Origin of the sequence: Pseudorhizobium xiangyangii (assembly GCF_020531965.1) — a bacterium.
GTDB classification, from domain to species: domain Bacteria; phylum Pseudomonadota; class Alphaproteobacteria; order Rhizobiales; family Rhizobiaceae; genus Neorhizobium; species Neorhizobium xiangyangii.
Genome location: NZ_JAJAWH010000029.1, coordinates 39,323 through 53,475, shown reverse-complemented (window position 1 = coordinate 53,475; position 14,153 = coordinate 39,323). Strand labels below are relative to the sequence as shown.

The following is a 14,153-nucleotide window of genomic DNA, read 5'->3' as shown; positions in this document are numbered from 1 at the left end:
AGATATCTTCCGGCCCCCTCAACCCAGAAATTCGAGCCGGACGCTCAAACTTCCGCAAGATCCTTGAAGAGAACGTTCTGGTCCATCAGGTAGCGGGCGAATATCGGCAGGCTGGCTCCGCCGACGGCACGTGCCTGCGAACCTACCTTTCCCTCAATGATATCCGGCATGATGACACCCTGCAGATCGAGCCTTTCCACGGCATCGATCGTGGCTGCGACCAGTCGCTGGCGAACCCAGGATGGAAAACCGCCATCGATGACGGCGGCGCCGAAATCGATGATTGACGCTGCGGCAACGATCGCTTGTCCAAGGGCCGCGGCGCTGTCCTGTATCCACCTTTCCAGCGGCTCGCCGAAGTCGATCCAATCATCGGCGGAGTACCAGAGCGGTTGTGGATCGATGCCACGCTCCTGCAACAGGTTCTCCAGTACGAAGATCGACGCTATATCCAGCAACTGGCGTGTTTCACCATCCTTGCCGCGCACTGGCAGCGGCCCGACCGCGCCGGCGGTACCAGTTCGACCTGAGAAGACGGCAGAGTTGAGGACAATCCCGCCGCCGATGAAGGAACCGATGAACAGGTAGATGAAGTCGGCATAGGATGGCCCGACACCGAAGACGAGTTCCGCCCCGCATGCGCTGGTGGCGTCGTTTTGAAGATAAACCGGATGACGAACACGCGCTGCGACCTCCGCCTGAAGATCGAAGTCCTTCCAGGCATCCATCGCTCCTTCGGGCGCACCGACTTCGTCAGGCCAACTCCAGATCTCGAATGGCGCTGCTATGCCAATTCCCGCAATCCTGTTGCGCTTGTCAGCATCAAGCTGGCCTTCGAGCCGCTCTATCCCGGACGTGATGATCCGCATGATCTGGTCCGGCTGCGGGTAGGCATAGGTCTCGTGGTACTGGAGACGGATCCGTCCGACGAAATCCATAAGAACGAGGTCTGCGCTGCGCCGACCCATCTTCACGCCGAAGGAATAGACGGCATCCGGATTGAGACGCATCGGCACCGACGGCTGGCCAACCTTGCCTCGGACAGGCTCTCCGCGAAGAAGCAACCCCTCCTTCTCCAGAGACCGCATGATCACCGACACCGTCTGTGCCGATAGCCCGCTTCGCCGCGTGATATCCGCCTTCGACAGCGATCCGTGCAGGCGAACGAGAGAAAGCACCAGCCGTTCGTTGTAGGCCCGCACGCGGACCTGGTTCGCACCACCGGTCAAGCCGCTTTGAAGCGGCGACAACGCGTGTTGAGCTGAACTTTCAGAGACAGACATGGCTTCCTCCCCGGGGCGCTATACAGCATCCCGTTGGGAGAGTGGCACAGATAATTAATAATTCAATCCGATTTATTTATTGACAAGCGAAATCGCTTTCCTCTTAATGAGTGAGGGTTGGCTGAGGGCTTTGGAGGAGGCTTCGCAGACTTTAGCCAGGATCAGACCCATTCGCTTTGGCGACAAATTCAACTCTGGGAGGAGACCATGAAGAAATCCATTTACGCTACGGCGTTCGCTGCGCTGGCGCTGGGCGTTGCCTTTTCGGCACCGGCGAAGGCACAGGAAGTTTCCGCGTGCCTGATTACCAAAACGGACACCAACCCGTTCTTCGTGAAGATGAAGGAAGGCGCAACCGCCAAGGCGCAGGAACTGGGTGTCACCCTCAAGTCCTATGCCGGCAAGATCGACGGCGATAGCGAAAGCCAGGTAGCGGCGATCGAGACCTGCATCGCCGATGGCGCCAAGGGTATTCTTCTCACCGCTTCCGATACAAAGGGGATCGTCCCCGCCGTCCAGAAGGCGCGCGACGCGGGCATACTCGTCATCGCCCTTGATACTCCGCTCGAGCCGCTCGATGCGGCCGACATGACCTTCGCGACGGACAACCTGCTTGCGGGCGAACTGATCGGCAAGTGGGCCGCTGCAACCCTCGGCGACGCGGCAAAGGATGCCAGGGTGGCATTCCTCAACCTTACCCCCTCCCAGCCGTCAGTCGACGTTTTGCGCAACCAGGGCTTCATGAAGGGCTTTGGGATCGATGTTGTCGACATCAACAAGATCGGCGACGAAACCGACCCGCGCATCGTTGGTCATGACGTGACGAACGGCAACGAAGAAGGTGGCCGTACCGCGATGGAGAACCTTCTCCAGAAAGATCCGACCATCAACGTCGTACACACCATCAACGAGCCAGCCGCCGCGGGTGCCTACGAGGCCCTGAAGTCGGTCGGCCGCGAAGCCGATGTGTTGATCGTTTCGGTGGATGGCGGTTGCCCGGGCGTCAAGAACGTAGCGGAAGGCGTCATCGGAGCAACATCGCAGCAATATCCGCTGCTGATGGCTTCCATGGGCATCGAGGCCATCAAGAAGTTCGCTGACACCGGTGAGAAGCCGAAGGCGACCGAAGGCAAGAACTTCTTCGATACCGGCGTGGCCCTCGTCACCGACAAGCCTGCACAAGGTGTCGAATCCATCGACACCAAGCAAGCCACGGAAAAGTGCTGGGGCTGATTGCGCCCTGATCACGAACCTGGAGGGCGGCGTCGAGCCGCCCTCTCCTAGGGCCAGAGCCTTTGGGAAAGGCTTAGTCGGGAGGTACTGACATGACCGAGCCACAAGCGGCAAATCCGCATCATGAATACGAGAAGGTCCTGTCGGGTAGTTCGACACAGGTCGCTTCCTTCGACACGCATGAAAGGTCGGTGCTGCAGAAATGCCAGCACTTCCTGCACTCGAGCCCTGCAGCCGTACCCCTGATCGTCCTTATAATGTCGATCGCCATATTCGGCATGCTATTGGGAACCAAGTTCTTCTCGGCCTTCACGCTGACGCTGATCCTGCAGCAGGTGGCAATCGTCGGCATCGTCGGGGCTGCACAGACCCTGGTGATCCTGACTGCGGGCATCGACCTCTCGGTCGGCGCCATCATGGTCCTCTCCTCCGTCGTCATGGGACAGTTCACGTTCCGCTACGGCTTGCCGCCGACGGTAGCGATCCTCTGTGGCTTTGCGGTAGGCGCCTTCTGTGGCTGGATCAACGGCCAGCTCGTCGCACGGATGAAGCTTCCGCCCTTCATCGTCACGCTCGGCATGTGGCAGATCGTTCTGGCTTCAAACTTTCTTTATTCGGCGAACGAAACCATCCGCTCGCAGGACATTGCCCAGCAGGCGCCGATCCTGCAGTTCTTCGGGTCGAACATCCGGATTGGCGGTGCCGTCTTCACCTATGGCGTCATCGTCATGGTCTTGCTGGTGGCGCTGCTATGGTATGTCCTGAACAGGACCGCCTGGGGCCGCCACGTCTATGCCGTGGGTGACGACCCGGAGGCGGCCGAACTTGCCGGCGTCAATGTCAAGCGCATGCTCGTTTCAGTCTATACGCTTTCGGGTCTCATCTGCGCACTCGCCGGCTGGGCGCTCATCGGCCGCATCGGCTCCGTTTCGCCGACGGCCGGGCAGTTTGCCAACATCGAATCCATCACTGCCGTCGTTATCGGAGGCATCTCGCTCTTCGGCGGCCGAGGTTCTATCCTCGGCATGATCTTCGGTGCGCTTATCGTCGGCGTCTTCTCGCTAGGCCTGCGCCTGATCGGGACGGATCCACAGTGGACATACCTGTTGATCGGCGTCCTCATCATCGCCGCTGTGGCAATCGACCAATGGATCAGAAAGGTATCAGGCTGATGGTACAGGAACCCATTCTCACCGCCCGCGGGTTGGTCAAGCGTTACGGTCGCGTCACCGCATTGGACAATGCCGACTTCGATCTCTACCCCGGCGAAATTCTGGCGGTCATCGGAGACAACGGAGCCGGCAAGTCCTCCATGATCAAGGCAATTTCGGGCGCCGTCACGCCCGACGACGGCGAGATCCGTCTGGAAGGCCAGCTCATTCAATTCCGGTCGCCCATCGAGGCGCGAAAGGCCGGCATCGAGACAGTCTACCAGAACCTGGCACTCTCCCCTGCCCTTTCCATTGCCGACAACATCTTCCTCGGACGGGAGTTGCGCAAACCGGGCATCATGGGGAAATGGTTCCGGAAACTGGACCGCACGGCGATGGAGCGCTTCGCGCGCGACAAGCTTTCCGAGCTTGGGCTGATGACGATCCAGAACATCAACCAGGCCGTGGAAACGCTGTCCGGCGGGCAACGACAAGGCGTGGCTGTCGCACGGGCGGCCGCATTCGGTTCAAAGGTGATCATTCTCGATGAGCCGACGGCAGCACTCGGCGTCAAGGAAAGCCGGCGTGTGCTTGAGCTTATTCTCGACGTCCGCCGCCGCGGCATTCCGATCGTGCTGATCTCCCACAATATGCCGCATGTGTTCGAGGTTGCCGACCGCATTCATGTGCATCGGCTCGGCCGGCGTCTCTGCGTCATCAACCCGAAGGACTATAGCATGTCGGATGCTGTTGCCTTCATGACGGGGGCAAAGGCACCTGCGGAACCCGTCGCTGCATGAACATTGATACTGCTGCCATCACAAACGAAATCGCCACACGAGCGGCGAACAGGCAACGCTTTCTCATCGCGATCGCCGGGCCGCCGGGTGCAGGCAAATCGACGATCGTCGAGCAGCTGGCGGCAGCGCTGCTTGAAAGTGGCCTGCAGACGGCAATCGTGCCAATGGATGGCTTCCACATGGACGATGCCATTCTTCGGGAGCGCGGTCTGCTGGAACGCAAGGGTGCGCAGGAAACCTTCGATGTCCGGGGTCTTCTGGATATTGTCCGTGCCTTGCGGCAAGGCTCGGAGGACGTGCTTGTCCCCCTCTTCGACCGGACACGGGAGCTTGCCATAGCCGCGGCGCGCGCAATCCGCCCACAAGACCGGATTGTCCTCATCGAGGGAAACTACCTGCTGCTTGACGAACCACGTTGGGTGGAACTCGCAACCCTGTTCGATTTCTCGATCATGCTCCTGCCATCAGAGGATGTGCTGGAAGACCGGTTGATGCAGCGATGGCTGGAACTTGGTCTGGAACCTGCGGCGGCACAGGCGAAGGTCGAGGGCAACGACCTTCCCAATGGCAGGCTGGTCAGGGACCGCAGCCGAAAGGCCGACCTGGCCTTCAGCTGACGACATCCACCGACGGACGCTTCTACCAGAGCGCGACGTGCCGGTTGACGTCCTTGTAGAGAAGGTAACGGAACCGCCCGGGACCGCCCGCGTAACATGCCTGCGGGCAGAAGGCGCGCAACCACATGAAGTCGCCGGCTTCTACTTCGACCCAATCCTTGTTGAGCCGGTAGACAGCCTTTCCTTCCAGCACGTAGAGCCCGTGTTCCATGACATGGGTTTCCATGAACGGAATGGTGCCCCCGGGCTGGAACGTCACGATGTTGACATGCATGTCGTAACGAACATCGGCGGGATCGATGAACCGCGTCGTTGACCACTTTCCATCGGTTTCCGGCATGGAGAACATCTGCCGTTCGCTCTCATGCGTGAAGAGCGGCGGCGGCGGCTCCAGACCATCGGCAGCCTGGAATACCTTGCGGATCCAGTGGAATCGGACGGTGTAGGACGAATGGTTGCGCAGCGACCACTTGGAACCGGCCGGCAGATAGGCGAAGGACCCGGTCCGAAGCGCATGTGCCTGTCCGTCCAGCTCCACGGTCATCTCGCCCTCGGTGACGAACAGTGCCGCTTGCGCTCGGGCATCCGGTTCCGGACGACTGCTGCCGCCACTTGGCTCCACTTCCATGACGTATTGCGCGAAGGTTTCGGAAAACCCGCTCAACGGCCGGGAAATGATCCACGCGCGCGTCTTATCCCAGTGCGGCAGCACGCTCGTGACGATGTCGGTCATCACAGTGCGGGGAATGACCGCGTAGGCGTTGGTGAATACCGCTTTGCTCGAAAGTAGCTCGGTCTGCCCCGGAAGGCCCCCAAGTCTGGAAAAATAGGTCGCGTCACTCATGGTGTATATCCGGTTGGCTGGTACCTGCGCATATCTGGTTTAGGCTGCCGCGCGTTTTCAGGCAATCGCCTTTGCGTCTGGCGAAACAGACCGGCCTGTCGCGAGACTCTCTCTCATACGAACAGGTCCGAGCGGTAAAAAATAAATCCGCTAAACCGACGAAACCTTTTCGATTCACCTGCGTTCTCGGTCCCGGCTACAAGGGTATCGAAATGAACATGATGATCAGAGCCAACGTTCTTCGTTGGGCCTCACCTGTCCGAGTACGGATAGGTTATGGACTACCGGAAACGATCAGGAACCCGCAGGACGCCCTTGCCTATCTCCAGCACCGTTGGCCGGCGATTTACGGTGACCGCTACCGTCGAGCCGCTGAGGCTTGCGGTCAGGCGATCGATGGTCGCATTGCAGCAGACATCGCGCGGCAAACTTTCATCGAAGCATGCATCGAAGCCAGAATGCTGGATATCCCGGAAGATGACCTTCCGCTGGCGGGATAGAGCGTTTCCTGAAATTGAAAAGCCCTAGATCCCGTTGACTGCAAGGTAGACGGCATAAAGGCTCTTGGTCGCCGTAATGAAAAGGCAGTTGCGGCGTGGCCCGCCGAAGGCGACATTCGCAACCACCTGCGGCACCTTTATTTTCCCGAGCAACTTGCCCTCCGGCGAGAAGCAATGGACCCCGTCGCCGGCGCTGGTCCATATGTTTCCCTGGACGTCCACACGGAAACCGTCGGGCACTCCCGTGTCAATGTCGCAGAACACACCTCCATTGGCGAGGCGGCCTCCTTCAGCGACGTCGAATACGCGGATGCGCCGTGGTGCATTGATATCGTGGCTCGATGAAGAATCGGCGACGTAGAGCTTGCTCTCGTCCGGGGAGAAGGCCAGCCCGTTGGGTTGACCAAAATCGGTCAAAACCGCCTCAATCTCTCCCGAATGTGGATCGAGACGATAGACGTTGCGTGTTTCCTGCTCTGGATCCGCCGTGTAGCCCTCGTAGTCCGACATGATGCCGTAGGTCGGATCGGTGAACCAGATGCTGTCGTCGGACCGGACGACGACGTCGTTCGGGGAGTTGAGGCGCTTTCCTCGGTATTGATCCGCCAGCACCGTGAGCGATCCGTCGAGCTCGGTGCGAACAACGCGCCGCCCGCCATGTTGGCACGAGATGAGGCGCCCTTGCCTATCGCGGGTATTGCCGTTGACGAAATTGGATTGTGCCCGGAAGACGGAGACGCCGCCGCCCGACACCCAGCGCAGCATGCGCTCGTTTGGGATATCGCTGAAGATCAGGCACTGCGTGTCCGCAAACCAGACGGGACCTTCAGCCCACCGGCAGCCGGAATACAGCTCCTCCAGCGCCGCGCTAGCGACCGTCAGCCGCCGGAAGCATTCGTCGTGAACTTCATAGATCGATTGGGTTTGCGACATGATATCTGTCCGGTTGAGATGACGAAACGGCGGCGAGGCAGGTCATCGAAGAGCCTTCTTGCCGCCGGCCGCCAGAATGACGACGATGATGATGACCCCCGTAAGGATCAGCCGGGTGCCTGCGCCGAAGCCGTAGGTATTGAGCATCGAGACGACGAGGAACATGAAGAGCGAAGCACCCCAAATTCCCGGAATATTGGAGTTTCCGCCCGCAACCGCCGTTCCGCCGATGACGACGACCGCAATCGACATCAGGAGATATTCTGCACCCATGTTGAGCGCGGCGCCGCCGGAAAAGCTGGCCAACAGATAGCCGCAGATCGAGGCAAGGACAGCACAGAGTACGTAGGTGGCAAAGCGGGTGCCATCAACCGGTATGCCAGCCATTCGGGCGGCGAAAGTGCTTTGCCCGATCGCAGAAATCCAGCGGCCGTAAATGCTTTTCTCGAGCAGCACCCAGGCTACAAGCGACAGCAGCAGCGCGACGAGGGCAACGTTCGGGATTCCGAAGCTGTAGGACGTGCTGAAACCTGCCAGCACCTCCGGCGGCTTGATACGCAGGCCGCGGTTGCTCCAGATCGCGATGGACTGGACGATGAAGCTCATCGACAAGGTCGCGATGATCGGAGGAATACGCAGCAGCTTGATCAGTCCGTAATTGCCGATGCCGATGGCTATGCCGATCAGTATGGAGGCGACAAGCCCGACAACAATCATGCCGTCCTGGACGTCCATGAGTTTCAAGGCAAGTGTCCCGGACAGCGTCATCGTCGCGGGAACCGACAGGTCGATATTGCCGGGTCCCAGCGTGATCACGAACATCTGCCCGATACCGACAATGACGGAAAAGGCAGCAAAGGTGAGCGCAGCCTGCGACAGGCCGAGGGAGCTGGCACCGCCGGTGAACAGCACCGTGACTGCCCAGACGATGATCGTCGCGGCAAAGGACCAGATCCAGGGCTTGCGTACCAGTGGGCCAAAGCCGTTCATCGGTTCTTCTCCCTCTTCTCAAGCCTGTTCAGGAAAAGGCGCAAGCCCAGAACCACGATGAGGATCGCCCCCTGCGCACCGATCTGCCAGTCCGGCGAAATGCGCATGAAGGAGAGGAACGAGCCCGCGAGCGTCAGCGTCAAAGCCCCGATGACAGCGCCGACCGGCGAAACCCGGCCCCCGACAAATTCGCCGCCTCCCAGGATGACGCCTGCGATGGACAGGAGTGTATAGCGAAGTGCGATGTTTGCGTCGGCCGCCGTGGTGAGGCCGACCAGCGCAATACCGGCGAGGACCGCGAAGAGGCCAGCCAGTGCGTAGGTCGCGGCACGAATTCCGATCACGGACCAGCCGGCACGTTCGACGGAACGGGAATTGCCACCTACACCACGGATCAGAACTCCAAACGAGGAGCGCATGACCAGAAAATGCGTGACTGCGGCGATCACCACGCTCGCGACGATAGCCATCGGGACGACCGGGGGTTTGGACGTCATGAGCGCACGGGCCCAGTCGGGCGCGCTTCCGCCCGGAGACGGCAACAGGAGAACCGCCAGGCCGGCCCAGACGAAGCTCATGCCGAGCGTGACAACGATCGAGGGAAGCTCTCGCAGGTAGATGATCACACCCATGGCCGCATAGACGGCAATCGCTCCGATCAGGATCAGGAGGCCGACAAAGGGTGACGACTGAAGGAACGTGGCGGTGACGCAAGCGGCGAAGCTGACGAACGTTCCCATGGAAAGGTCGAGATCGTTGACCGCCATGATCAGCATCTGGGCAATCGTCGCGAGCGCAATCGGCACCGCTAGATTGAACAGCAGATTGAGGCCCGTGTAGCTCATCGCCCGGGGTTGCATATAGAACACCGCAGACAGGAGAACGGCGAGCGACACCGCCGGGATGATCATGCGGACGGTACCGGATGAAAGCTTCATGCTGCTTCACCTCCGGCAAAGGATGCGGCGAGAACGTTGGGCTCGGTAATGGCTTCGCCGACCAGCTCGGCCGCGATTGCTCCATCGCGAAAGACATATACCCGGTCGCAGAGACGTATCTCGTCCATTTCGGTTGAATACCAGATGAAAGTTCGTCCAGCCGCCGCCTCGGCGCGCAAGATCTCGTAGACCTCCTGCTTGGTGCCGACGTCCACCCCACGCATCGGGTCGTCCATCAGGACGACCTTGGAAGTCGTGGCGAGTGCACGCGCAAACAGGACTTTCTGCTGATTGCCTCCCGAGAGCGAGAGGATGGGGTTCTGCATGTTCGGGGTGCGGATCTCGATCCGCTTCTTCCAACGCTCGCTCACCTCGTCCTCGCAGTCCGCGTCGATCATATTGCGGGAGGACAAGGCCTTCAGAGAGGAAATGCTGAGGTTCTTCAGGATGCTCCAGAGACCGAACGTTCCGTTCAGGCCACGGTCGCCAGCGACAAATGCCATCTTCGGCTCCCGCGTAGGCCACCAGTTACTGCTCGAAGACAAGTAGAGATCGAGCAACGCCTCCGTCTGGCCGTGTCCACCGAGACCGGCGAGCCCGATGATTTCGCCACCAAAGGCTTCCAACTGTATCGTCGAGCCTGGCAGCGCCGGTCTGGACAGAACAGGAGCGCCGGACTTGGTGCCCATTGTGCGCTTCCAGCCGTGTTCCTTCACGACACTGCCCATTGTTTCCACCAGCCGTCGCGTATCGAACTCGGTGGCAGGCTTGTCTGCAACGACCTTGCCATCCTTCATCACGACGATCCGGTCGGAAGTGGAAAGGATTTCGCCCAGGATATGCGAGATCAACAGCACGGATCCGCCCTCTTTCACGAACCGGCGGACATAGGCCATCAGCTGGGCGGCAAGGCCCGCGTCCAGGGACGACGTCGGCTCATCCAGGATCACAAGCCGCGGGCGCTGGCTCACCGTCGTGAAACTGATGGCGATCTCGACCATCTGCCGCTCGGCGATGGAGAGATCTTCGACAGTGCTGTCGCAATCTATGCCGTGACCGGGAAAGGTTTCCTCCAGTTGGCGGCGAACAAGCTCAAGTCCTCTCCGGCGCCAGCTGGCACCCTTGAGGTCGGCGTGCATGACCCGGACATTCTCGTTCACCGTCAGGTTCGGGCAGAGGGACAGTTCCTGGAAAACGCACCGGACACCATGGGCGCGTGCCATGGCAACGCCGTGCAGGCCAGGGGTTCCGTCATAGGAAACACTGCCCTCCTGCGGAGTGAGGCCACCGTTGATGACATTGACGATCGTCGATTTGCCGGCACCGTTGTGACCGACAAGCCCGACGCATTCGCCCGCGCGGATGACGAGGTCGGCGCCGTCGAGCGCCTTGACCGCACCGAAGGCGACCTTGATGCCGCGTGCGGCCACCACTTCCTGTTTTGGCACTGTGTCATTCATGAGGGGCAAATATCAGCTGGATGAGAGCGGCTACAGGAGATCCACCGGATGCGGCCATTGTGACCGCACCCGGCAGGGAGACGGAGCAAATGCTCCATTACATGGCTGCGCCGATCACCTTCTGGGCATCTTCAAGCGAGTATTCAACATTCGCTACGCCACCCTTTTCGGTGTTCTCCAGATTTGCCTCAAGGTTCTCCTGGTCGATGCGCAGGAACGGCACGACGAGGTCCTTCTTGACATCCTTGCCATCGAGGATCTGCTGGGCGACCCAGAAGGCGAGGGTCGAGACCCCGGGAGCGATCGAGACGGACATCGTCTCGTATCCGCTGGCGTCCTTCTGCTGCTTCCACCAGACAAGCTCATCCTCGCGGTTGCCCATCACGATGGTCGGGGTTGGCCGGTTGGCAGCGGCGAAAGCCTGGGCCGCACCGTATCCATCACCACCCTGGGTCACGACGGCAGCGACTTCCGGCAGGCTCGGCAGGATGCCAGCAACGGCACGCTGCGCCACATCCTGCGCCCAGTCGCCGTTCACGGATCCGACGAGCTTGAACTTCGAGTTCTTCTCGACGCCAGCCTGGATGCCGGCATGGATTTCGTCATCCACGGAAACACCGGCAAGCCCACGGATCTCGAGCAGGTTGCCGCCGTCCGGCATTTTCTTCGCCAGATAATCGATCTGGCTTTCGCCCATCGCCTTGAAGTCGACCGCGATGCGCCACGCACAGGGTTCGGTTACGATGCCGTCAAACGAGACGACGGTAATACCGGCGTCGCACGCTTCCTTGACCGCACCGTTCAATGCTGTCGGCGAAGCGGCGTTGATGACGATTGCATCATAGCCTTGCAGGATAAGGTTCTGGATCTGGGCGGCCTGCTCGGTCGCCTGGTTCTCGGCGGTCGTAAACGGATCGGCAGCAGCGACGATACCCTTGCTGACGGCTTCCTTGGTGATCTTGTCCCAGCTAGTCAACATGGCCTGCCGCCAGGAATTTCCGGCGTAGTTGTTGGATAGAGCGATCTTCTTGTCAGCTGTTTCTGCCGAAGCGGAAACCGGTATGGCTGCGCACGCTACGGCAATAGACGCCAGAAGCATCTTCTTAATGGTCATGATGTCCTCCCTATTCGCCCGTCCGGGCTCATCAGCAGGGTCGCTCCTCAACGGCCCATGGATTGATGTTGCACTGGCGCTATCGCGCTCAGTAAGAGGAGAATGAAGGAGAAGCTCGATCTTGCAAAGGTGCTTCCAGGCAATGCACCTGCGGATGATCGCGCAAAATATGCGGGATCCCGCAAGACAAGAGGCGTCATGAGGCGCTTAATCCGTGTCGGGTGTCGCACCACCTGATCTGCTGGCGACTGGGAGGACGTCTGCCTATGCTGAACTCGACGAGAAGTTCGCTTTTCGACCACTATCTAGGCATTTCGCGGCTGCTGGCCGGCCAACTGGATTTCAACTCCATCATTCAGGCCGTGGCAGTCGAGATCGGGCACATCATTCCTCACGATCATCTCGATGTCTGCATCAAGATGATCGATGGAAAATACCATATCGCCTATGAAAGCGGCCTCGAAACGGCCTGGAGCAGGCAGCCACCCGCACTGCTGACGGGCAGCCCGATCCGCAGCCTGCTTTCCGGTGAGGTCGACTACCTCCTCTCGGGCGACGCCTGCAGCGATCCGCGCTTTCACTTCGATGGCGCATTCTCGAGCCCGATCATCGCGCTGTCGCTCAAGAGCCGCTTGCATGTGCCGCTTCGGGTGCAGGGAGATATCATAGGCGCGCTCAGCTGCTCCAGCCGCCAACCCGACCACTACACGATGGCTGACGTAGAAAACGCGCGTTCCATCACCGACCTTCTGGCCCCGTATTTTTTCGCCTTGCGCGCTGCAGACCAGGCGAAGCGCTCGGCGGTCGTCGAGACGGAAGCGCGGGCCCGGGAAGAGGGGCTTAGGCTCGGCGCCCTGAAACTGACGGAGGCACTTGAGGCGGAACGCCAGCGGATCGGCATGGACCTGCACGACCAGACACTGGCTGACCTGACCCGGCTCGCCCGCCGCATGGAACGATTGACCCACCTGCCGGATGTTTCCGGCGAGGCACTGGAGCCATTGGTGCGCGGCCTGCAGCACTGCATGCATGACCTGCGACAGATCATCGAGGAAGCCAAGCCCTCCGTCCTCCAGCTCTTCGGCGTCGCGCAGGCAATCGAGAACCATCTAGAGCGTTCCGTCCATGACAGCGGCCTGCCGATCAACTGGCGGATGATTGATGAATGCGGCGGCAAGCTCGAAGCGCTTGAGGAGACGGTGGCAATCGCCCTGTTCCGGATCGTCCAGGAGGCCATCAACAACGCGATCAGGCATGGGCAGCCGACGAATGTCGTCGTTCAACTTCAGTGCGACGAAAACGAGCTATATGTCACGGTAACCGACGACGGCGTCGGCATCGATAACCCACGGGAGCAGGTCGGCCACGGCATTGACAACATGCGGACAAGGGCGCGGCTGATCGGCGCTCGCTTCGACATGGGCCGCAATCCGAAACATTCCGGAACCTGCATCGGGCTTTCGCTGCACATAGCGCCCTGTAGCAAGACAACGATCTAGCAAGGAAATTCACATGGAAGTCCTCATTGTCGAAGACGATCCCCTGCACCGTTCCTACCTGCATGACGCCGTTCGTGCGGCCTTGCCGGAATGCGATGCGGTCATCGAAGCCGACAACGGCAGGAGCGGCGAAAGCCTGGCGCGGCAGCACCGCTCGGAGCACATCGTGATGGATCTGCAGATGGCAGAACGCAATGGCATCGAAGCCGCGCGCACCATCTGGAAGGAACGGCCAAACACGCGCATTCTCTTCTGGTCAAACTATGCGGATGAAGCTTATGTCCGCGGCGTCTCGCGGATCGTGCCAGAGGGCGCGGCCTACGGCTATGTCTTGAAATCAGCCTCCGATAACAAGCTCAAGCTTGCGCTACGCAGCATCTTCATGGAGGCACAATGCGTCATCGACCGCGAGGTGCGCGGCATGCAGCAGAAGAGCCTCGGCACCGTCAATGGCTTCACCGACGTCGAATACGAGATCCTCATCGACATCGCTCTCGGGCTGACGGATCGGACGATCGCCCGGCGTCACAACCTCTCGCTTCGCAGTGTCCAGAACCGTCTCCAGCAACTGTATGAAAAGCTCAACATCTACCAAAGGATGGGGGATGACAGCGAAGAGGGCCGCTACAACCTGCGCAGCCGCGCGGTCGCGGTGGCGGTCTTGCGAAAGCTGATCAACTACAGCGCCCTGGAACGGGCCGAGATCGAACTGAACGAATGGCTAGGTGCCAAGCCATAGCCACAAATAGAAATGCCGCGGCACCCGCCGCGGCATTTCAGATCAGGAATGC

The 14,153-nt window shown here is 60.1% G+C and carries 14 protein-coding genes; 7 read left to right on the top strand and 7 right to left on the bottom strand.

Annotated elements, in window-relative coordinates:
- Nucleotides 1-44: 44 nt before the first annotated feature.
- Complete coding sequence (locus tag LH464_RS20790) at nt 45-1,283, bottom strand: ROK family transcriptional regulator (RefSeq protein WP_226788326.1); 1,239 nt, start codon at nt 1,281-1,283, stop codon at nt 45-47.
- Nucleotides 1,284-1,490: 207 nt separating this feature from the next.
- On the opposite strand from LH464_RS20790, the gene LH464_RS20785 reads away from it, so the two are divergent.
- The 4 genes from LH464_RS20785 to LH464_RS20770 all read left to right on the top strand — a co-directional run bounded on the left by LH464_RS20785 (nt 1,491) and on the right by LH464_RS20770 (nt 5,084).
- The gene (locus tag LH464_RS20785; protein ID WP_226788325.1) at nt 1,491-2,516 is read left to right on the top strand and encodes a sugar ABC transporter substrate-binding protein; all 1,026 of its coding nucleotides are present in this window, start codon (nt 1,491-1,493) and stop codon (nt 2,514-2,516) included.
- A gap of 92 nt (nt 2,517-2,608) precedes the next feature.
- Nucleotides 2,609-3,688: an ABC transporter permease gene (locus tag LH464_RS20780; RefSeq protein ID WP_226788324.1), complete on the top strand. Its 1,080-nt coding sequence runs from the start codon at nt 2,609-2,611 to the stop codon at nt 3,686-3,688.
- Nucleotides 3,688-4,467, top strand: a complete 780-nt coding sequence (locus LH464_RS20775; RefSeq protein WP_226788323.1) for an ATP-binding cassette domain-containing protein — start codon at nt 3,688-3,690, stop codon at nt 4,465-4,467. Before LH464_RS20780 ends, LH464_RS20775 begins: the two co-directional genes overlap by 1 nt.
- Nucleotides 4,464-5,084, top strand: a complete 621-nt coding sequence (locus tag LH464_RS20770) for a nucleoside triphosphate hydrolase (protein ID WP_226788322.1) — start codon at nt 4,464-4,466, stop codon at nt 5,082-5,084. Before LH464_RS20775 ends, LH464_RS20770 begins: the two co-directional genes overlap by 4 nt.
- A gap of 22 nt (nt 5,085-5,106) precedes the next feature.
- Here LH464_RS20770 and LH464_RS20765 read toward each other — a convergent pair whose 3' ends face one another.
- The gene (locus LH464_RS20765; protein ID WP_226788321.1) at nt 5,107-5,928 is read right to left on the bottom strand and encodes a bifunctional allantoicase/(S)-ureidoglycine aminohydrolase; all 822 of its coding nucleotides are present in this window, start codon (nt 5,926-5,928) and stop codon (nt 5,107-5,109) included.
- A 212-nt stretch (nt 5,929-6,140) separates the two neighbouring features.
- On the opposite strand from LH464_RS20765, the gene LH464_RS20760 reads away from it, so the two are divergent.
- Nucleotides 6,141-6,428, top strand: coding sequence for a DUF982 domain-containing protein (locus tag LH464_RS20760; protein ID WP_226788320.1), 288 nt, complete (start codon nt 6,141-6,143; stop codon nt 6,426-6,428).
- A 24-nt stretch (nt 6,429-6,452) separates the two neighbouring features.
- Here the strand turns inward: LH464_RS20760 and LH464_RS20755 are convergent, their stop codons facing one another.
- From LH464_RS20755 to LH464_RS20735, 5 genes are all read right to left on the bottom strand, one after another.
- Complete coding sequence (locus LH464_RS20755; protein WP_226788319.1) at nt 6,453-7,361, bottom strand: SMP-30/gluconolactonase/LRE family protein; 909 nt, start codon at nt 7,359-7,361, stop codon at nt 6,453-6,455.
- 42 nt (nt 7,362-7,403) lie between these two features.
- Nucleotides 7,404-8,351 (bottom strand): ABC transporter permease, encoded by a 948-nt coding sequence (locus LH464_RS20750; RefSeq protein ID WP_226788318.1) that lies wholly within the window; start codon nt 8,349-8,351, stop codon nt 7,404-7,406.
- Entirely contained in the window at nt 8,348-9,289 is a 942-nt protein-coding gene (locus LH464_RS20745; protein ID WP_226788317.1) for an ABC transporter permease, read from the bottom strand. Before LH464_RS20745 ends, LH464_RS20750 begins: the two co-directional genes overlap by 4 nt.
- Nucleotides 9,286-10,749 (bottom strand): ATP-binding cassette domain-containing protein, encoded by a 1,464-nt coding sequence (locus LH464_RS20740; protein ID WP_226788316.1) that lies wholly within the window; start codon nt 10,747-10,749, stop codon nt 9,286-9,288. The genes LH464_RS20745 and LH464_RS20740 overlap by 4 nt, the downstream gene beginning before the upstream one ends.
- Before the next feature lie 97 nt (nt 10,750-10,846).
- On the bottom strand, nt 10,847-11,863 hold the full coding sequence (locus LH464_RS20735; RefSeq protein ID WP_226788315.1) for an ABC transporter substrate-binding protein: 1,017 nt from the start codon (nt 11,861-11,863) through the stop codon (nt 10,847-10,849).
- A gap of 266 nt (nt 11,864-12,129) precedes the next feature.
- Here LH464_RS20735 and LH464_RS20730 point away from each other — a divergent pair, with 266 nt between their 5' ends.
- Both LH464_RS20730 and LH464_RS20725 read left to right on the top strand, forming a co-directional pair.
- Nucleotides 12,130-13,362, top strand: a complete 1,233-nt coding sequence (locus LH464_RS20730; RefSeq protein ID WP_226788314.1) for a GAF domain-containing sensor histidine kinase — start codon at nt 12,130-12,132, stop codon at nt 13,360-13,362.
- Between the two features lie 13 nt (nt 13,363-13,375).
- Nucleotides 13,376-14,101 carry a response regulator transcription factor gene (locus tag LH464_RS20725; RefSeq protein ID WP_226788313.1) on the top strand — a complete coding sequence of 242 codons (726 nt, stop codon included), beginning with the start codon at nt 13,376-13,378 and terminating at the stop codon, nt 14,099-14,101.
- The last annotated feature ends 52 nt before the right edge of the window (nt 14,102-14,153 follow it).